The following is an 18,046-nucleotide window of genomic DNA, read 5'->3' on the forward strand; positions in this document are numbered from 1 at the left end:
AGCAAACCCCTCGGGGTTTGCGCTGCAACAAAACCCTAAGCAGGCTTTCGCTTCAAGGAGTTGGACCGCACGAAGTGTGGCCCAACCCGCGAAAGTCTGCTTAGGGTCGGCGGCGAGGTACCGCGTCCAGGCCTTCGGATGATTTTCCGCCTGTCCCCTGGCGCAGTAGAGGTCGTCATAGATCCGCCGCGGCGTGCCACCGGCAAGACTGGTCACGACGGACCGTGTCTCGGTGCCCCGCGGTCCGGCCTCGACGCGAGGCGTGGACCGAGCAGGGCACGGCATTGGATCGCGGCTCGGCCAGATCGGCCGAGCAACGCCGTCCACAGGCACCCAGCATGGGGTGCCGGCCTCGGGCCGCTTGTGCGGCTGCGGCCCTGTCGCCCATGATGGCCGGGCCAAGGGGAGCGAGACGCGCCATGAACGAAATGGCCGGGCCGGCGACGGCTGCACGAGGCCTCTCCCGCGCGGAACATGCCGCCGGGATGGCCACCTATCAGGCCGCGGGGGAGCGGCGGGCCGCCGAGATCGGCAACCGCGGGCCATTGCGCCTCACCGACGAAGGGGCGCTGCATCCCGACATCCAGGCCGCCTATTGGCGCCATGGCTACTACATCTTCGAGGGCGTGATCGACCCGACCGAGGTCGAGGCGCTGCGTGAGGATGCGCAGGCCATGCTCGCGCGCGCACCGATCGGGCCGGAGTCGAAGGTCGATGCCCAGGGGCACCCGGCGCTCGGCCTCGACTACGCGCGCTTCCCCTACCGCTACACGAAGCCACTCGCGGATCCCTGGGGCGGCACGCAGTTGCTCGGCGGACGCCACCCGGCGCAGATGAGCCAGCCGACGCCGGACGAAGGCGCGCCGGAGCATGTGGTGTTCCTGATGTACGCCATGTGCCAGGCGATGCCCTCTGGCCTGCGCCTCTATGGGCATCCGAAGCTGCTGGCCGCGGCGCAGTCGATCAATGGCCCCGACTTCGTGCCCTTCAACGACGCGATCTTCGTCAAGCAGCCCGGCCTTGGCGGCTCCGTCGCCTGGCACCAGGACGGCGTGACGCACTGGAACTCGCCCAGCTGGGATGAGGGGATCCACGGCTTCAACTATCAGGTGCAGCTCTACCCGACGACGCCGGCCAACTGTCTCTGGGTGATCCCCGGCTCGCACAAGCTGGGCAAGGCGGACATCAAGGCCATGGTGGCGGCCAATGGCGGCAGCGAGCAACTGCCCGGCGCGGTGCCGCTGGTCTGCAAGGCGGGCGACGTCACCATGGTGAACCGCCAGGCCGTGCATGGCTCCTTCGCCAACAGCTCGCCCGACATCCGGATCTCGCTGACCTTCGGCTTCCATAGGCGCAGCTCGGTGCTCGGCCAGAAGGCGGCGCTGTCCATCGCGGAAACCAACGCCGTCTATGACGAGCGGCGCATCTTCGAACGCTCCGCGGTCATCCAGGTCGCCATCGACGCGCGGCACCAGGCTTTCCCGCAGGAGCCGGTCTTCCGCTACCGGCCTTTCGCCGGGCTGGAGGAGCAATTCCGCTTCACGCCCGAGACCTTCGACCGCGTGATCCGCGACTACAACACCAAGGACCTTGCCATTTGAGGCAGGCGGCGGCCCATGGTCTTCTCACGCATGGCCCTGATCGTTCAGGGATGCGCGCCGCCGAATTCTGCGCTGCAGTTCGATCAACCCGGTGCGGTCCGGGCATTGAGCCCTGTGTGGCAGCGGCCGGCCTCGAAAGCCGCAGGCCCGACGCGGTTCCGGCGGTTCAACGCGCACATGCGAGCAACGGCCTGATCTGCGGGAGGCGCCGCTCGATGACGGCGACGCGTTGCCGCAGATGGGGACTGGGCATCGCAGCCGACCATTCGAGCGGATTCGGCAGGACCGCGGCGAGTTGGGTTGCCTCGCGTCTGGACAGCATCAGGGCCGACTTGCCGAAGAAGGCCTGCGCCGCCGCTTCGGCGCCATAGATCCCCGGGCCGAACTCGACGATGTTCAGATAGACCTCGAGGATGCGGCGCTTTGACCACAGCAGGGCAATCTGGGGCGTGAGCCAGGCCTCGAGCAGCTTGCGGACCGGGTCGCGACCAGGCCAGAGCAGCAGGTTCTTCGCCGTCTGCATCGTTATGGTGCTCGCGCCTCTCGGCCGCTCACCATCCCACCAGGCTTCGATCTGGCCTTGAAGGGCGTTGAAGTCGAAGCCGATGGCCTGTTTGCAGAAGAGGTTGTCCTCCGCCGCGATCACCGCCTCCGCGAGCGCCGGCGCAATCCTCTCGTAGGCAACCCAGTCCTGCCGCAAGCTATGGCCTTCGGCAGCTCGGATCAGCATCAGCGGCGTGACGGGTGGCGGCAGAAAGCGGAACACGAGAATGATCGCGAGCGGGCCGGCGACCATCAGCAGGCCGAACAGCCTCACCACGGCCCGGAAGCTCTGGGGAAACGACATGCGCATCGAGATACTCTGCACCGGCGACGAGATCCTGACCGGCAAGACGGTCAACACCAACTACAGCCATATCGCCCAGCGTCTGGGTGAGGCCGGGCTGGAGGTGTGCTGGGGCACGACGGTCGGCGATGACCGCGCCAGCCTGCTCATGGCCTTCCGCCAGGCCGCGGCGCGGGCCGACGCGGTGATCGTCAATGGCGGCCTTGGTCCAACGGTCGATGACCTGTCGCAGGAGGTGGCCGCCGATGCCGCCGGAGTATCCCTCGTCCTGAACGAGCCCTGGCTGGCGCGCATGGAGGCGTTCTATGCCCGGCGCAACCGGCCGATGCCCCCCAACAACCGCAAGCAGGCCATGCTGCCGGAGGGCGCGGAGTTCCTTGACAATCCGATCGGCACGGCTTGCGGCTTCGCCGTCACGATCGAGGGTTCCCGCTTCTACTTCACGCCAGGCGTTCCGCGCGAGATGCGGCGCATGCTGGACGAGCAGGTGATGCCCCGGCTCCTGGCCAAGGCGGGGCTGCAGGGCGTGACCCGGCTGAAGCGCTTTCATTCCTTCGGCATCGGCGAGTCGCGCGCTGACGAGATGCTGGCCGGCATCGAGGCCCTGGCGCCCGGCGGAGGCGTCAAGCTGGGCTTCCAGGCACACTACCCCGAGCTGGAAACCAAGCTCGCGGTGCGTGGCGCCGACCAGGACGAAATCGACCGCAAGCTGGCGCCCATCGAAATCGAGGTCCGCCGCCGGCTGGGCAACTTCATCGTCGCCGAGGACGGGCAGACCCTGGAGGCGGTGGTGCTGGGCGCGCTGCGGGCCCGCGACGGCACGCTCGCCGTTGCCGAAACCCTGACCGGCGGCGCCATCGCATCCCGGCTTCTCCAGGTGGATGGGGCGGAGGACGTCCTTCGGCGTGGTCTGGTCAGCCGCAAGCCTGAAGAGCTGGCGGCCGCCGTCGGTACCGTGGCACGCGACTTCTCGCCTGAGACGGCCCTGAAGATGTGCCTGGCCTTGCGGAAGCAGAGCAACGCGACGCACGCTCTCGCCGTGCTGGTCACGATGGAGGCGGGCGCGGAGGGGGCGGACGCCGGCGGCGTCATCACCATTGGCCTGGTCAGTCCCGAGGCGGAGATCGTGCGGGAGGCACGGCTGGTCGGCGGTCGGGAGTGGGTGCGCCTCGGTGCCGCGGAAATGGGGCTCGATTGCCTGCGCCGCCACCTGCATGGCCTCCCCACCGACGAGCGTCTGGACTTCGAGCGACGCTGAGGCTCCCCCGACCCGGGGCGCAGTCGAAGCAGCCGCAGCCATCCGCAGGTCCGCGATCGTCGATTGGCTACCCACGCGCTCCTGGTCGGGACTAGCCTGTACCGCGGGTCGAGGCGCCCGGGGCAGCGGAGCGCCAATGGACGGCATATATGCCGACCTGCATTCGGAGGGACGCGTCGCCATCCGGCCAGTCGGCATTGATCAGGAAGGAATGCCTGCATGAAGATCGGAGTGTTTTCCACCTTCATGTCGCCCTTGGCGACGCCGGAGATGATCCGCGACTTCGGACGCCACGCCGAGGACATCGGCCTCGACTCGATCTGGATGGGCGAGCATGTCGTCCTCTTCGACAAGAACACCTTCGGCTATCCCGGCTCGAAGGATGGGCGCATTCCCGTCCCGGAGGGCGGGGGCTTGCTGGACGTGGTCGCCACCTTCGGCTTCCTGGCCGCCGCGACAAGCAAGCTGCGCCTGGGCACCGGCGTTGCCCTCGTGCCTCAGCGCAACCCGCTCTACACGGCGAAGGAGATCTGCACGCTGGATTGGCTGACCAACGGCCGCATCGATTTCGGCATCGGCGTCGGCTGGAACAAGGAGGAGGTCGAGGCCTGCGGCTATGGCTGGGAAGACCGTGGAGCGCGCTGCGATGAGTTCCTCGAGGTCATGCAGAGGCTGTGGACCGAGCCGGTGGTCGACTTCGCAGGCAAATGGGTGACGTTCGAGGCCTGCCGGCTGGATCCCAAGCCGATCCAGAAGCCGCACGTGCCGATCATCGTCGGCGGATATGCGGAGCCGGCGCTCCGCCGCGCCGTGCGGTTCGGTGCCGGCTGGTATGGCTTCAACCGCGACCCTGCCGGCACGAAGGACATGATCCGCAGGCTCGACGAAGCCTTCGCCAAGGCCGGGCGTGAACGCCGCAAGGACTTCCAGATCATCATCACCCCGCCGGCCACGATGCCGGTCGATGCCATGCAGGAGTACGCGGGGTTGGGTGTCGACCGTCTTGTATTGAACCTGGGAAGTCAGCGCCCCGAGCGCATCAGGGAGCGCATGGCAGAGATGGAGAGGCTTGTGAAATCAGCCGCGTGACCGTCGCCGCTCCACATCCGGCGGGCCGTGGTCGGCGCAACGGCGAGCGCGCCGTCAGCCGGTGGCAGGCGCCTGGATCGCGGTGCAGGCCGAGGCGCGAAACAGGGCAGCAGGTGGAAGGACGCTCAATGGGTCGTCGCCCGCCGCCCCCGCAGCAGCCCCGCCGCGCCGCAAACCAGCGCGCCGGTGCAAACCGAGAAGAGACTGTGCGCGCCCTCCGCCTGCCGACGGATCCAGCCAGGCACCTTGTCGTCGTCCGTCAGCGCTTCCTGCGCGAAGCCACCGGGACTGTGCAGCAGGTCGGGCTGCGGCGAGGCGGCGGTCGCGGCGTCGGGGCTGATGCGCAGCCCCTGCAGGTCGCATGCGTGGAGGTCCATGGCCTGGGTTGCACCGTGGGCGGAGCCGCGGCGGAAGCGGTCGCGGTCGTCGCCCGGCGAGATGCCGAGCTGGCGGGTGAAGGCGCGGCGCATCGTCTCCTCGGTGCCGAAGCCGCAGCATTCGGCCACGGCGGCCAGGCGGTCAGCGCACCGAGCCGCGACCCGCCCTGGCTCTGCTCCGCCAGCACGCGGCTGAACTGTGTCTGGTCGCCGGGGCGGCGGAGGAAGAGCATCGGCTCCCGCGCGACGGCCAGCGCCAGGGCATGGCCGTGATCTTCCTCGACGAGGGCGAGCACGAAGTGCATGTCCGCCGTCACCCCGGCGGAGGTCGAGAGATGACCGTCGCGGATGAGGATCGGCTCCGGATCGACCGCCAGGCCGGGATGGCGCCGCGCCAGTTCCGCGCAGTAGCGCCAGCGGGTGGTCACGCGACGTCCCCTCGGGCGGGCCGTCGGCGGCGAGGATGAAGGCGCCCGTGAAGACGCCGACAAGGCGTTCCGCCCTCCGGGCAAGGTGCTGCACCAGCCTTTGCAGCCACCGGTCCCCGGTGCGTTCCCGCGCGCCTTCTCCGCCGATCACGATCAGCGTGTCGAGCGCCTCCATGCCGAGCAGAGACGCCTCGCTCGCCATCGGGTGGAAGGCGAGCCCGGCCGAGGTCTGTGCGAGGCCCGGCCCGGCAACTATTGGGCTGGCTTGTGTCATCTTGCGCCGACCGCCGCGCCGATGCTGCTACCGTCAACAGCATCGGCGAACGCGCTCAATGCACCCAGACCGGATCAATACCTGCCCCCGGCCTGCGGATCGAAGCTGAGGACCATCGCACCGGCGGCATCGGGATCTTTCCTCGCCACACTATGGCGGTCCCGAGATTGGCCTCAGCTTCAGTGGCGCGGCGACAGCCCAAGGATCTCGCGCGCCTCGGCCGGTGAGGCGATCTCGAGGTTGAGCTCCTTGGCGATCCGTACCGTGCGCGCGACCAGCATCTCGTTGGTCGCCAGCACGCCGCGGCTGTAGTAGTTGTTGTCCTCGAGTCCGACGCGGACATTGCCGCCCATCAGCAAGGCCTGCGTCGTGCCCGGCAACTGCGCCGGGCCGATCGCCGAGAGGCACCAGATCGATTGCGGCGGCAGCAGCCTGATCATCGCCGTCAGCAGGTCGTGGCTGTAGGGCATGCCGCCCTGGAAGTTGCGGTCGGTGCCCAGGACCATGTTGATGTAGTAGGGCGGCTTGTCATAGCCCTTCTGGATGAGCCGCGTGACGTCCTGGATGATGTGCGCGGGATTGAAGACCTCCCATTCCGGCTTGATCCCGCGCTCCTGGAAGCGCTTCGCCATGGCCTCGCAGCGCGACGGCGTGGTGACGACCAGGATCTCCTTGTCGCCGAAGACGTCGACGGCGGTGAAGCCGTCGAGCGTCGCCATCTCGGCACCGGCATCGAGACCCTTCAGGCGTTCCTCGAAATTGCTCTCGAACATGCCGTCGGGGCGCGGCAGCAGCATGTCGCCCGACGACCCGCCGCCGGTCGAGTTGTTGATCACGATGTCGCAGCGCTCGCGGATCAGGCCGTTGATGCGGCGGTAGATCTCCGCATTGCAGGTCGCCTGGTCGTCCGGCCGACGGGCGTGCAGCGCGGCGATTGCCGCACCCTCCTTGCAGGACTTGGCGACGGATTCGGCGATCTCCTCGGGCTGCGTCGGCAGGTTCGGATTGGCCTGCTTCGACGCCATGCCGCCGGTCGGCGCGACGGTGACGATGACCTTGCTGGTTGCCATGAGTTCCTCCTCAATCTGGTCGTGATGGTGTCATGCCGGCCTGTGCCCGGTGGCGATGCCATCGCATGGCGGCTCCGCCGGGGCCAGTCCGGCTTCCACGCGGACCCTGTCCATGCGTCGCATCCTCCCCGCCGGCGGGTCGGTGTCGTCAGAGGTCGAAGAACACGGTCTCGCCCTCGCCTTGCAGCCGGATGTCGAGGACATAGGCGGGCCTGCCGTCGCGCATCTCACGGCGGGCGATCAGCGTCCTGCGGCGCTCCGGCTGCTCGATGATGTTCAGCACGGGATCGGCGGCATTGGCCGCGTCCTCGTCGCCGAAATACAGGCGGGTGGCGAGGCCGAGATTGATGCCCCGCGCCACGATCCAGAGGTTGAGGTGCGGCGCCATCGGCTTGTGGCCGCGCCGGCCCTCGACCGCGCCGGGCTTGATGGTCTCGAAGGCCCAGATGCCAGTCTCGAAGTTGGTCCCGGTCCGGCCCCAGCCGCGGAAGCCGGGGTCCATTGCCTTGCCTTCCTGCCGGTCGGCGGGGTGGGCGTAGCGGCCGGCGGCATTGGCCTGCCAGACCTCGACCAGCGCATCGCGGACCAGGGCGCCGGTGCCGTCGAAGATGCGGCCTTCGACGCGGATGCGTTCGCCCCGCGTCTCCGGCCCGACCATGCTTTCGCCGAGGGTGTTCTCGAAGATGTCGAAGCCGGCCTGCCTGGGGATCAGCCCGATATGCACATAGGGCCCCGCGGTCTGCGACGGCGTCTCGGGCAGGTAGCCGAGGGACGGCGTGTGCTCGGTCATGGCCTAGTTCCCCTGCAGCCGGTTCTCGAAGAGGGTAGACCGGCTGCCGCGCAGCACGATGTCCCATCGATAGGCCAGCGTGTGCAGCGGCAGCGCCGCGTTGAGGTCGAGCCGCGCCACCAGCCTCTCGCGCGCCGCCGGATCGGGGATGGTGGCGAGGATGGCGTCGTGCGGGATGAGCGGGTCGCCCTCGAAGTACATCTGGGTGATCAGCCGCTGCGCGAAGCCGGAACCGAAGACGGAGAAGTGGATATGCGCCGGCCGCCAGTCGTTGACGCGGTTGCGGAAGGGATAGGGGCCTGGCTTGACGGTGCGGAAGTGGTAGCGCCCCTCGGCATCCGTCAGGCAGCGGCCGCAGCCGCCGAAATTGGGATCGATCGGCGCCTCGTAACGGTCATTGCGGTGGCGGTAGCGCCCGGCGGCATTGGCCTGCCAGAACTCCACCAGCGCCCCCGGCACGGGGCGGGCATTGCCGTCCAGCACATGGCCGTGGACGATGATGCGTTCCCCGATGGGCTCGCCGCCCTCGCGGGCATAGTTCCGCACCAGGTCGTTGTCGAGCGGGCCGAGTTCGCCTTGCCCGAAGACCGGCCCGGTCACCTCCGAGAGGGAGTTCTGCAGGGACCAGAGCGGCAGCCGCGGCGAGCGGAAGGCGCTGGTCTTGTAGATCGGCGTGAAGGCCGGCGGATGCGCCGCGGTGTCGCGCTGGACGAATTCCTGGTCCGGGTTCATGGCATGCCTTTCTGCGAAGCCGGGACGAGCATGGGCTGATGCAGGCGGGGTTCAGCCGAAAGGCATGCCCACATAGGTCTGGGCAAGGGAGGTCGCCGCCGGCATGGTGCCGGTGACCAGCTCGAGCTCGGCGAGCTGGCGCCTATCGTCGAACTCGCTGGCATCCGGGAATCTGTGCAACATGGAGGTCATCCACCAGGAGAAGTGCTGCGCCCGCCAGACCCGGCGCAGCGCCGCGGCGGAATAGCCCTCCATCAGCGCGGTCGATCCATCGGCGAAGAAGGCGCCGAGGGCGCGGTCGAGATGCCAGACATCGCTCGCCGCCAGGTTCAGCCCCTTGGCCCCGGTGGGCGGCACCGCATGCGCCGCATCGCCGGCCAGGAACAGCCGGCCGTACTGCATCGGCTCGCAGACGAAGCTGCGCATGGGCACGATGTTCTTCTGGAAAATCCGCCCCTGCTTCAGGCGGAAGCCGTCCTCGCCGGCGACGCGCGCCTGCAGCTCCGCCCAGATCCGGTCCTCCGACCAGTTCTCGACGCTATCGTTCGGGTCGCACTGGAAGTACATCCGCTGCACCTCCGGCGTGCGGCTGCTGATCAGCGCGAAGCCGCGCTCGTGCCGGGCATAGATCAGCTCCTCCGAGGAGACCGGCGCCTCGCAGAGGATGCCGAACCAGCCGAAGGGATAGATCCGCAGGAAGTCCCTGCGCCGGTCCGCCGGGATGGCCGGGCGGCAGGCGCCGTAGGAGCCGTCGGCGCCGATGACCACGTCGCAGCGCAGCTCTCCGGCCGCGCCGTCCGCGCCGGCGAAGCGGATCACCGGCGCGGCCGTGCCGACATCGGCGACCTCGTTCACCTTCGTCCCGAACAGGATCCGCCCGCCCTGGGCGAGCCGTGCGGCGATCAGGTCCTTCAGCACCTCATGCTGCGGGTAGAGCGTGGCGACGCGGCCGCCGGTGAGCTCCTTGAAGTCGATGCGGTGGTTGCGGCCGCCGAAGCGGAGGATGGTCCCCTCATGCACCACGCCCTCGCGCCGCAGCCGGTCCGCGACGCCGAGCTCCGCCATCAGGTCGACCGTGCTCTGCTCGAGGATGCCGGCGCGGATCGTCGCCTCGATCGCCTCGCGGTCCCGCGCCTCGATGATGACGGAGTCGATGCCGCGCCGTTGCAGCATCAACGAGAGCAGGAGTCCTGCCGGACCCGCCCCGACGATTCCGACCTGTGTGCGCAGCATGGTGTCTCCTCCCCGCAGCAAACCGGGTCACGTCCGTTCAGGCATCGCCGCATGGTCGGGCAAGCCTCAGGCGGCACTCAGGGCGGATGGCCGGGCGCCGCCCTGCGCGCATTTGCCTTTTGGTCCGACGCATGACGCGATACATCCCGCGCATGTCTTCGCTACCTCGCGCCAAAGGCGCCGCTGCCCCAAGACCGCGGATCGCCGCAGGGAACGGCGCCATCGCCTCGCCGCTCGCGGACAGCCCGGCCTTCCTCGTCCGGCTGGCGCAGTTGCGGGCCTTCGAGGAATTCCATCGCAATTTCGCCGGGCTCGGCGTCACGCCGGCGGGCTTCTCGGTGCTCGCGCTCATCGCCGCCAATCCGGGCGTGCGGCCCGGTACCATCGCGGAGGAGTTGCGCGTGAAGCCGTCCAACGTGGCGGCGCTGGTAAACGCCCTGGTGGCGGCGGGGCTGGTGGAGCGGACCGTGGACGAGGCCGAGCTGCGCGCCAGCATGCTCCACATGACCACGGCCGGCGCCCGCGCCTGGCAAGAGATGGAGCGCACCCACCGCGACACCGATGCGCGCTTCGTCGAGGCCCTGACGCCGGCCGAGCGCAGGCAGTTCGTCGCGCTGCTGCGGAAACTCCTGCATCGCTGAACGCCCTCCCCGCCCCCGCATTGGCACTTGCGGCGGTCACCGACGAGACTATTATGCAGCTTACATAACTGGCGCAAGCCCAGTTTCGAGGGAGAGGCGCTCCATGGACGTCCCGAACGCCGTCACATACGAACTCCGGGACCGCGTCGCCTGGGTCGGCCTGAACCGCCCGCAGAAGCGCAATGCCATCAACGACGCGCTCCTGTCGGAGTTCGAAGCGGCAGCGCGGCGGGCGCAGGGCGAAGCCCGCGCCATGGTGGTCCATGGCCATGGCCCCTGCTTCTGCGCCGGCCTCGACCTGGCCGAGCACCGCGCCCGCGAGCCGGCGGAGGTCTTCCACCACTCCCGCCGCTGGCACGCCGTCTTCGCCGCGGTCCGCCGCGGTCATATCCCCGCGATTGCCGCGCTGCATGGTGCGACCGTCGGCGGCGGGCTCGAGCTTGCGGCGGCCTGCCACCTGCGCGTGGCGGATGCCTCCACCTTCTTCGCCCTGCCCGAGGGCACGCGCGGCATCTATGTCGGCGGCGGCGCCTCGGTGCATGTGGCGCGGCTGCTCGGCGCGCCGCGCATGATGGACATGATGCTCACCGGCCGCGTGCTGGACGCCGCGGCGGCGGAGCGCGCCGGCCTCGTGCAGTACCTGGTGCCGGAGGGCGAGGCGCCGGCCAAGGCGGCGGAGCTCTCGGCGAAGGTCGCCGACATGGCGCCGCTCACCGTCCTCGGCGTGCTGCAGGCGTTGCCGCGCATCCAGGACATGAGCGAGGATGACGGCCTCTTCGTCGAGAGCGTGATGGCGGCGCTCGCGCAGACCGGGCCGGAGGCGGCGGAGCGCCTTGCCGACTTCGTCGCCAAGCGCGCGGCGAAGGTGGCCGGCCCAGGGCAGGGCTGACCGGGGCGCCCCAAGACAGGCGGGCGGCGGCCCGCGGCGGAGGACCGATGTTCACCAACACGCGCCAGCGGACGATCGAATGGGGCGACTGCGACCCCGCCGGCATCGTCTTCAATCCCCGCTACTTCGAGTGGTTCGACGCGGCCACCGCCGGCCTCTTCGCCCGCGCCCTCGGCATGACCAAGGCCGCCATGGTGAAGCACTACGGCATCGTCGGCATCCCGCTGGTCGACACGCGCGCGAGCTTCCGGGTGCCCTGCGCCTATGGCGACGAGGTGCGGATCGAGAGCACGGTGGCCGAGTTCCGCCGCAGCAGCTTCGACGTGCGGCACCGCCTGCTGCGGGCCGACGGGACCCTCGCGGTCGAGGGCTTCGAGACCCGGGTCTGGGTTGGCGCGGATCCCGACCGGCCGGGCGGCATCAAGGCCCGCCCCATCCCGGAGGAGGTGACCGCGCGCTTCGCGGTCACGCCGCCCGGGGAGGGCTGAGCGCGGCACAGAGGGACATCGACGCGGCCGCGAATGCCGCCAGACAGGGAGGAAGGAACCATGATCCAACGCAGGATGCTCCTCGCCGGCGCGGCCGGGGCGATCGCCGCCGCGCCCGGGGCGGCCCGGGCGCAGGGTGGTGGCAAGCCGGTCAGGATCGGTGTGCTGAACGACATGTCGGGCGTCTATTCCGACTACCAGGGCCGCGGCTCGGTCGTCGCGGCGGAACTCGCCGTCGCCGACGGCGATGGGCGCGTCGCGGGCCGGCCGGTCGAGGTCGTCTTCGCCGACCACCAGAACAAGCCCGATATCGGCGCCTCCATCGCCCGGCGCTGGCTCGATCTCGACGGCGTCGACATGATCCTCGACGTGCCGAACTCCGCCGTGGCGCTGGCCGTCGCCGAGCTCTGCCGCGAGAAGAACAAGGTCTTCATCGGCAGCGGCGCCGGCACCTCGGAGCTCACCGGGGCGAAATGCTCGCCCAACACCGTGCACTGGACCTACGACACCTGGTCGCTGGCCAACAGCCTCGGCCGGGCGCTGGTCGAGCGCGGCGGCAAGCGCTGGTTCCTGCTCGTCGCCGACTATGCCTTCGGCTACGACCTGCAGAGCAGCATCACGGACGCGGTGCAGAAGGCGGGCGGCAGCATCGCCGGTGCGGTGCGCCACCCGCTCGGCACCACGGATTATTCGAGCTTCCTGCTCACCGCCCAGGCCTCGCGCGCCGACGTGCTCTGCCTGGCCAATGCCGGCGGCGACACCACCACGGCGCTGAAGCAGGCGGCGGAGTTCGGCCTGACCCGGCAGATGAAGGTCGCCGGCCCGGTGGTGAACATCAACATGATCCAGCCCATCGGCCTGCGGGACGCGCAGGGCCTGCTGGCCGTCATGCCCTTCTACTGGGACCTGAACGAGGGCACGCGCGCCTTCGCCGGGCGCTTCCAGGCGGCGCATCCGCGCCATCTCATGCCGAACGACATGCAGGCCGGCTGCTACGGTGCCACGCTGCATTTCCTGAAGGCGGTCGCCCAGGTCGGCGGCGCCGAGGACGGCCGCGCCGTCGTCGCCGCCATGAAGGCGATCCCGACCGACGACCCGATCTTCGGCAAGGGGACGGTGCGGCAGGATGGCCGCAAGATCCACCCGGTCTACCTGATGCAGGCGAAGACCCCGGCGGAGTCCCGCGGCGAGTGGGACTTCTTCAAGGAGGTCGGCACCGTCCCGGCGGAGCAGGCCTATCGCCCGCTCGCCGATGGCCGCTGCCCGCTCGTCACCGGGTGACGCGCCTGCCCGAGGGTGGCGCGCCGAGGGACGCCGCCCTCGAGGTCGCATTCCAGGAGGAGGGAGCCGTGGCATGACCATAGCCTCGATCGAGCGGGTCGCGGTGATCGGCACGGGCGTCATCGGCGCGAGCTGGACCGCCTGCTTCCTCGCCCGCGGCCTCGGGGTGACGGCCTGGGACCCGGCGCCGGGCGCCGAGGCGGCGCTGCGGGCGGCCGTCGCCGCGCACTGGCCGGCGATGCAGGCGATGGGCCTCGCGCCCGGCGCCTCGCCCGAGGCCTTGCGGTTCGCCGGCTCCGCCGAGGAAGCCGCCGCCGCCGCGGATTTCGTGCAGGAGAACGGGCCCGAGCGGCTGGACCTGAAGCGCGAGCTCTATGCCCGGCTGGATGCGGCGACCGGGCCGGAGGTCATCCTCGCCTCCTCCTCCTCGACCCTGCTGATGAGCGAGGTGCAGGTGGCCTGTGCGCGCCACCCCGAACGCGTCGTGCTCGGCCACCCCTTCAACCCGCCGCACCTGATCCCGCTGGTCGAGGTGCTGGGCGGCAAGGCGACGGCGGAGGCGGTGCTGGACCGCGCCATGGCCTTCTATGCCGGCATCGGCAAGAAGCCGATCCGGCTGCGGCGGGAGATCCGCGGCCATGTCGCCAACCGGCTGCAGGCGGCGCTGTGGCAGGAGGCCTTCCACCTCGTCCAGGCGGGCGTCGCCGGCGTGGAGGAGATCGACGCCGCCATCGCGCATGGCCCGGGGCTGCGCTGGGCCCTGCTTGGGCCCTTCCTCAACCTGCACCTCTCGGGCGGGCCGGGCGGCATCGGCGCGCTCTTCGGCAAGCCGCTCTGGCAGGCCACCGAACGCATGTGGCGCGAGCTGGGCGAGGTCTCGGTGGATGCGGCGCTGGGCGGGGACGTGGCGGCGGGCGTCGCGCAGGAACTGTCCGGGCGCGACCAGGCCGAGATGGTCCGGCAGCGCGACGCCGTCCTGCTGGAGTTGCTGCGGCTGAAGGCGGATGCGGGAACCCTGCCCTGATGCGGGCGGTCGGATCGTGACGGAGGCTCGCATGGTCATGCCTGCTCTTCCCGTCTGGGGCGTCGGCGAGCCGCGTCCGGACCTGCGCACCGTGTCCGCCATGTTCGACCATGCCGTCGCCACGGCGCCGGAAGCGGTGATGCTGCGGCACCTCGACACCACTCTCACCTACCGCGAGGCGGGGCGCGCCGTTGCGGCGCTGGCGCGGCGCCTGGCCGCGGATGCCGAACCCGGTGCGGTGGTCGCGCTGCTGCTGCCGAACTCGGCCGAGTTCGACATCGCCTATTTCGCCGCGCTGCGGGCGGCGACGGTCCCCGCGCTGCTCAACCCGCTCTACCCCGCGCCGCAGCTCGAGCCCCTGCTGCGGGAGGTCATGCCTCGGGCCGTCATCTGCACGCCCGCGACGCGCGACCTCGTCCGCGGCCTGGCGGGCCGGCTCGGCATCGCCTCGGTGATCTGCCTCGGTGCCGAGGTGACGCTGGCCGGGCTCGTGGCGGAGCCGGAGGCGCGCCTCGACCGCCCCGCGGCGGCGCCGGATGACGTCGCCGCGCTGCTCTTCAGCGGCGGCACCACGGGCCTGCCAAAGGCGGTCGAGCACACGCATGGGCGGCTGGTCACCGCGGTCCGCTGCGTGGAGTACAACTGGCCGACGCGCATGAGCGGCGAGGTCTGGCTGCCCATCGCGCCCTTCACGCATGTCTATGGCTTCCTGCAGGGCGTGCTGGCGCCGGTCTCGGCCCGGGCGGAGGTGGTGATCCCCGAACGCTTCAAGCCCGAGCATGTGGTCGAGATGCTGGCGCGGCACCGCGTGACCGTCTTCGGCGGCGGCCCGCCGGCGATCTATGCGGGCTTGCTCGCCGCCGCCAACCTGCCGGGCGCCGACCTCTCGGCCCTGCGCATCTGCCCCGCCGGTGGCGCGCCCATGCCGCTGGAACTGCACCAGCGCTGGAAGCGTGCCACCGGGCTGGACGTGCACGAAGGCTACGGCATGACCGAGATGGCGCCGATCAGCGGCACCACCGCGCTGTCCGGCGTGCGGCCGGGCTCGGTCGGGCCGGCGATACCCTGCAACGAGATCCAGATCGTCGACCTCGAGACCGGCCGCCGCATCCTGCCCGCCGGCGAGCGCGGCGAGGTGCGGGTGCGCGGCCCGCATATGATGACCGGCCACCGCAACCGTCCGCAGGAGACGGCGGAGACCATCCGGGACGGCTTCATCTATACCGGCGATATCGGCCACCTGGATGCGGATGGGTTCCTCTTCATCACCGACCGCAGGAAGGACGTGGTCCTGGTCAAGGGCTTCAACGTCTTCCCGCGCGAGGTCGAGGAAGTGCTCTATGCCCACCCGCGGGTCGCGGCCGCCGGCGTGGTGGGCGTGGCGGATGCGCGCACCGGCGGCGAGGCCCTGGTGGCCTATGTGGTCCCGCGCGCGGGCGAGGCGATCACCGAAGCGGAGCTCGCGGCCCATCTGGCGGAACGGCTGGTCGCCTACAAATGCCCGGGCGAGATCCGCATCGTCGAGGCGCTGCCGATGACCGGGGCGCAGAAGCTCGACCGCATCGCGCTCCGACGCGCTGCGGCGGATTCCTTGAGCGGACCAGGATGACGTATCGGGACCCCGCTGGTGGGTCTTTGCTCTCACGGCTGCAGGCGTGGATGGCCGGGCCGCCTTTCCCGCAGTCTGCCTCGGATCGTATCGGGCATCCGGCCCGATCCGGTCGTGCACTTCCGGATTCGGCTTGGGCCCGCTCTCGTGGGCGATTGATGGGCTTGGCTGATCTTGGGTCTGCGGTGGCGGGCCGCTGCGCCGCCAGGATCACCTCCAACTGCGTCTTCAGCCAGCCATGCAGCACCGGATTGGTGCAACTGCTGACCGGCTGGAGGTGCACGTGTCCCGTCGCAGGGTGCAGGGCGCGGCCGATCGTTGGGTGCCGATGCCGGGCAGGGCATCCTCGGCCCGACGCAGCGCATCCCGCAGCGTCGTCAATGATCACGTCGCCGTGCCATCCCGCGCCCGCTCCGGTGCCCGGGCGACTTCACCCGGACTGCGTCGCTGCTCAGCTTCACCGTAGCGGATCTGGTGGCCACCTCCATGCTGTGGCACCACTGCGGCCAGGCCAGCGCGGTTGAAACCGGCCACCCAGCGCGCGACGGTATCGCCCAGCTCGCTGAGCTTGGCAGCGTCGACCGTGGGTGGCGCGCCCGGCCGGGGCTCATCGAGCAGCCCTTCCAGGCGCCGCTCGGCAATGCGCCCATGCCAGTCGGCCGCTTCGCTCCACCCTGAAATGCGCCGCGGTCAGGGATAGGCGTCGGATGTATCCGGAGCGCCAAGGCAAAGGCGACGCTACTCCGCTGCGGCGCGCGGTATCGCCGGCATCTCGCCCCCAAGCCGCCGCGTCAGCGTCGTGCCAGCCTCGGCGAGCACCGGGCGCGCGGCCGCGATCGCCTCTGGCGTCCAGCGGCTGACCGGGGCCGAAAGGGCAAGCGCGCCGGCAAGCGCCTCGCCAGGACCGAAAACCGGCATGGCCATCGCGCCGGTATGCGGGTCGGTGGCCCCCATGGTCACGATCGGCAGGTCGAGAGCGGCGACATAGGCGGGCAAGGGCCGCGGCGAGAAGGCCCGCAGCACCTGTGCAATGGAAGAGTTGTCGAGTGGCATCGCATCGCCGACCCGCACATGCATCCGCAGCAGGTGCGGACTGTCCGCGCGGAAGAGGCAAAGGCGCTGCTCGCCGCGGCGAACGTAGAAGGCCGCCGTCTCGCCGGTGCGGGCGACGAGTTCCTCCAGCACGGGCATGACATGCGCCTCCATGCGAAAGGACTGGGTGTAGATCGTGCCCAACCGCAGCACCTCCGCGTCGAGGCGGTATTCACCGTCCTCCGTCCGCGCGAGGAAGCCGTGCGCCTCGAGCGAGACCGCGAGGCGCATGATGGTGCTCTTCACCAGGCCGGTGCGGGCGGCGAGTTCCGCGAGGGAGACCGCGCGGTCGCCCTTGCGGAAGGCCGACAACACGGTGAGCGCCCGGTCGGCCGAGGCGACGCCTTCCACCGCAGGACGTGCCTTCGATCCCTCGGCCATGCGACGCCTCCTGCTGCCCCGACCTGAACTTACCGCGCCGGCCCAGGCGCTTCCAACCTGGCGCGCAGGATGCTCCCCGTCTCGCTCTCCGTGATGAAGAGCTCGCGCCGATCGGCGCCGCCAAGGCAGAGATTGGTCGTGGAGGCGCCAGCGCAGGAGGTGATGCCGAGCGTCGGCTCGGCTCGCGGCGAGAGTCGCCAGATCGTACCGATGCCGGTATGCGCAACCAGCAGGTTGCCCTCCGGGTCCCAGGCCAGCCCGTCCGGCCCGCCGGGGCCGCCGTGCAGGTGGCAGAAGATCCCGGCCTTGGTGACGGCGCCGTCGCCGTGCAGCGGCAGGCGCCAGACCTGGTTGGCGCGGGTGACGGCGACGAGGAGGTGCGAGAGGTCCGGCGCGACGACGATACCGTTCGGGCTCGGCACCGTGCCGATCAGCAGTTCGAGCCGTCCTTCGGGTCGCAGGCGGTAGACGCGCCCGGTCGGGTCGTGCAGCCCGGTCTGCCCCTGGTCGGTGAAGAAGACGCTGCCGTCGGCGCCGAGGCAGAGGTCGTTCAGCCCCTTGAAGCCCTCGCTGCGCGCCGTCTCCAGGACGGGGGTGATGCCGCCGGTCGCCGGGTCGATGCGGATCAGGCCGCGCCGGTAGTCGGTGACCAGCAGCTGGCCGTCCGGCAGCACCTTCAGCCCATTCGGCCAGCCGTCGTACTCCGCCACCTGTTCCCATTCCCCATCCGGCGAAATGCGGAAGATCCGGCCGAAGGGGATGTCGGTGACATAGAGCCGGCCCTCGGCGTCGCAGCAGGGCCCTTCCAGGAAGCTGTCGATCTCCCGCCCGCCGCGGTTCCAGCGCGCCCATTCGGTCGGGCGCGGGCGGCGGAAGCGGTCGGGCAGGCGGGTGAAGACCTCGGTGCCGAGGCGCGGGGGCGGCGCGAAGAAGGACATGCCG

At 70.3% G+C, this 18,046-nt stretch carries 18 protein-coding genes and 1 pseudogene; 10 read left to right on the forward strand and 9 right to left on the reverse strand.

Features of this window, described 5'->3' with window-relative positions:
* Positions 1–105 precede the first annotated feature (105 nt).
* A pseudogene (locus Q7A36_RS41735) lies at positions 106–270 on the reverse strand (transposase); the annotation flags it as partial.
* A gap of 149 nt (positions 271–419) precedes the next feature.
* Between Q7A36_RS41735 and Q7A36_RS30850 the strand changes: the two are divergent.
* Entirely contained in the window at positions 420–1,601 is a 1,182-nt protein-coding gene (locus Q7A36_RS30850) for a phytanoyl-CoA dioxygenase family protein (protein ID WP_305107628.1), read from the forward strand.
* A 166-nt stretch (positions 1,602–1,767) separates the two neighbouring features.
* On the opposite strand, the gene mtgA is transcribed toward Q7A36_RS30850, so the two are convergent.
* On the reverse strand, positions 1,768–2,469 hold the full coding sequence (mtgA, locus tag Q7A36_RS30855) for a monofunctional biosynthetic peptidoglycan transglycosylase (protein ID WP_370655732.1): 702 nt from the start codon (positions 2,467–2,469) through the stop codon (positions 1,768–1,770).
* On the opposite strand from mtgA, the gene Q7A36_RS30860 reads away from it, so the two are divergent.
* Entirely contained in the window at positions 2,447–3,706 is a 1,260-nt protein-coding gene (locus Q7A36_RS30860; RefSeq protein WP_305107629.1) for a CinA family nicotinamide mononucleotide deamidase-related protein, read from the forward strand. The genes mtgA and Q7A36_RS30860 overlap by 23 nt on opposite strands.
* Positions 3,707–3,925: 219 nt before the next feature.
* Complete coding sequence (locus tag Q7A36_RS30865; protein ID WP_305107630.1) at positions 3,926–4,795, forward strand: LLM class F420-dependent oxidoreductase; 870 nt, start codon at positions 3,926–3,928, stop codon at positions 4,793–4,795.
* Between the two features lie 125 nt (positions 4,796–4,920).
* Here Q7A36_RS30865 and Q7A36_RS30870 read toward each other — a convergent pair whose 3' ends face one another.
* The 5 genes from Q7A36_RS30870 to Q7A36_RS30890 all read right to left on the reverse strand — a co-directional run bounded on the left by Q7A36_RS30870 (position 4,921) and on the right by Q7A36_RS30890 (position 9,699).
* The gene (locus Q7A36_RS30870; protein ID WP_305107631.1) at positions 4,921–5,301 is read right to left on the reverse strand and encodes a DJ-1/PfpI family protein; all 381 of its coding nucleotides are present in this window, start codon (positions 5,299–5,301) and stop codon (positions 4,921–4,923) included.
* Positions 5,302–6,053: 752 nt separating this feature from the next.
* Complete coding sequence (locus Q7A36_RS30875) at positions 6,054–6,944, reverse strand: BKACE family enzyme (RefSeq protein ID WP_305107632.1); 891 nt, start codon at positions 6,942–6,944, stop codon at positions 6,054–6,056.
* A 148-nt stretch (positions 6,945–7,092) separates the two neighbouring features.
* Entirely contained in the window at positions 7,093–7,734 is a 642-nt protein-coding gene (gene pcaG / locus Q7A36_RS30880) for a protocatechuate 3,4-dioxygenase subunit alpha (RefSeq protein WP_305107633.1), read from the reverse strand.
* Between the two features lie 3 nt (positions 7,735–7,737).
* Entirely contained in the window at positions 7,738–8,466 is a 729-nt protein-coding gene (gene pcaH / locus Q7A36_RS30885) for a protocatechuate 3,4-dioxygenase subunit beta (RefSeq protein ID WP_305107634.1), read from the reverse strand.
* 51 nt (positions 8,467–8,517) lie between these two features.
* Positions 8,518–9,699 (reverse strand): 4-hydroxybenzoate 3-monooxygenase, encoded by a 1,182-nt coding sequence (locus Q7A36_RS30890; RefSeq protein WP_305107635.1) that lies wholly within the window; start codon positions 9,697–9,699, stop codon positions 8,518–8,520.
* A gap of 152 nt (positions 9,700–9,851) precedes the next feature.
* Here Q7A36_RS30890 and Q7A36_RS30895 point away from each other — a divergent pair, with 152 nt between their 5' ends.
* From Q7A36_RS30895 to Q7A36_RS30925, 7 genes are all read left to right on the forward strand, one after another.
* Complete coding sequence (locus Q7A36_RS30895; protein WP_305107636.1) at positions 9,852–10,340, forward strand: MarR family winged helix-turn-helix transcriptional regulator; 489 nt, start codon at positions 9,852–9,854, stop codon at positions 10,338–10,340.
* Between the two features lie 103 nt (positions 10,341–10,443).
* The gene (locus Q7A36_RS30900) at positions 10,444–11,229 is read left to right on the forward strand and encodes a crotonase/enoyl-CoA hydratase family protein (RefSeq protein WP_305107637.1); all 786 of its coding nucleotides are present in this window, start codon (positions 10,444–10,446) and stop codon (positions 11,227–11,229) included.
* Positions 11,230–11,276: 47 nt separating this feature from the next.
* Positions 11,277–11,717, forward strand: coding sequence for an acyl-CoA thioesterase (locus Q7A36_RS30905; protein ID WP_305107638.1), 441 nt, complete (start codon positions 11,277–11,279; stop codon positions 11,715–11,717).
* A 60-nt stretch (positions 11,718–11,777) separates the two neighbouring features.
* Positions 11,778–12,998, forward strand: a complete 1,221-nt coding sequence (locus Q7A36_RS30910; protein WP_305107639.1) for an ABC transporter substrate-binding protein — start codon at positions 11,778–11,780, stop codon at positions 12,996–12,998.
* 73 nt (positions 12,999–13,071) lie between these two features.
* Positions 13,072–14,022 (forward strand): 3-hydroxyacyl-CoA dehydrogenase NAD-binding domain-containing protein, encoded by a 951-nt coding sequence (locus Q7A36_RS30915; RefSeq protein ID WP_305107640.1) that lies wholly within the window; start codon positions 13,072–13,074, stop codon positions 14,020–14,022.
* Positions 14,023–14,059: 37 nt separating this feature from the next.
* Positions 14,060–15,631: a class I adenylate-forming enzyme family protein gene (locus tag Q7A36_RS30920; protein WP_305107641.1), complete on the forward strand. Its 1,572-nt coding sequence runs from the start codon at positions 14,060–14,062 to the stop codon at positions 15,629–15,631.
* Positions 15,632–16,105: 474 nt separating this feature from the next.
* Complete coding sequence (locus Q7A36_RS30925; protein WP_305107642.1) at positions 16,106–16,309, forward strand: hypothetical protein; 204 nt, start codon at positions 16,106–16,108, stop codon at positions 16,307–16,309.
* Between the two features lie 60 nt (positions 16,310–16,369).
* Here Q7A36_RS30925 and Q7A36_RS30930 read toward each other — a convergent pair whose 3' ends face one another.
* On the reverse strand, positions 16,370–17,104 hold the full coding sequence (locus tag Q7A36_RS30930) for an IclR family transcriptional regulator (RefSeq protein WP_305107644.1): 735 nt from the start codon (positions 17,102–17,104) through the stop codon (positions 16,370–16,372).
* 29 nt (positions 17,105–17,133) lie between these two features.
* Entirely contained in the window at positions 17,134–18,042 is a 909-nt protein-coding gene (locus Q7A36_RS30935) for an SMP-30/gluconolactonase/LRE family protein (protein ID WP_305107645.1), read from the reverse strand.
* Between the last annotated feature and the right edge of the window lie 4 nt (positions 18,043–18,046).

The organism is Paracraurococcus lichenis (assembly GCF_030657435.1).
GTDB lineage: Bacteria > Pseudomonadota > Alphaproteobacteria > Acetobacterales > Acetobacteraceae > Paracraurococcus > Paracraurococcus lichenis.

Coding starts and splice junctions, on each gene's coding strand:
- Q7A36_RS30850 (WP_305107628.1), top strand. CDS start 420: ATGAACGAAATGGCCGGGCCGGCGACGGCTGCACGAGGCCTCTCCCGC.
- Q7A36_RS30860 (WP_305107629.1), top strand. CDS start 2,447: ATGCGCATCGAGATACTCTGCACCGGCGACGAGATCCTGACCGGCAAG.
- Q7A36_RS30865 (WP_305107630.1), top strand. CDS start 3,926: ATGAAGATCGGAGTGTTTTCCACCTTCATGTCGCCCTTGGCGACGCCG.
- Q7A36_RS30875 (WP_305107632.1), bottom strand. CDS start 6,944: ATGGCAACCAGCAAGGTCATCGTCACCGTCGCGCCGACCGGCGGCATG.
- pcaG (WP_305107633.1), bottom strand. CDS start 7,734: ATGACCGAGCACACGCCGTCCCTCGGCTACCTGCCCGAGACGCCGTCG.
- pcaH (WP_305107634.1), bottom strand. CDS start 8,466: ATGAACCCGGACCAGGAATTCGTCCAGCGCGACACCGCGGCGCATCCG.
- Q7A36_RS30890 (WP_305107635.1), bottom strand. CDS start 9,699: ATGCTGCGCACACAGGTCGGAATCGTCGGGGCGGGTCCGGCAGGACTC.
- Q7A36_RS30895 (WP_305107636.1), top strand. CDS start 9,852: ATGTCTTCGCTACCTCGCGCCAAAGGCGCCGCTGCCCCAAGACCGCGG.
- Q7A36_RS30900 (WP_305107637.1), top strand. CDS start 10,444: ATGGACGTCCCGAACGCCGTCACATACGAACTCCGGGACCGCGTCGCC.
- Q7A36_RS30905 (WP_305107638.1), top strand. CDS start 11,277: ATGTTCACCAACACGCGCCAGCGGACGATCGAATGGGGCGACTGCGAC.
- Q7A36_RS30910 (WP_305107639.1), top strand. CDS start 11,778: ATGATCCAACGCAGGATGCTCCTCGCCGGCGCGGCCGGGGCGATCGCC.
- Q7A36_RS30915 (WP_305107640.1), top strand. CDS start 13,072: ATGACCATAGCCTCGATCGAGCGGGTCGCGGTGATCGGCACGGGCGTC.
- Q7A36_RS30920 (WP_305107641.1), top strand. CDS start 14,060: ATGCCTGCTCTTCCCGTCTGGGGCGTCGGCGAGCCGCGTCCGGACCTG.
- Q7A36_RS30930 (WP_305107644.1), bottom strand. CDS start 17,104: ATGGCCGAGGGATCGAAGGCACGTCCTGCGGTGGAAGGCGTCGCCTCG.
- Q7A36_RS30935 (WP_305107645.1), bottom strand. CDS start 18,042: ATGTCCTTCTTCGCGCCGCCCCCGCGCCTCGGCACCGAGGTCTTCACC.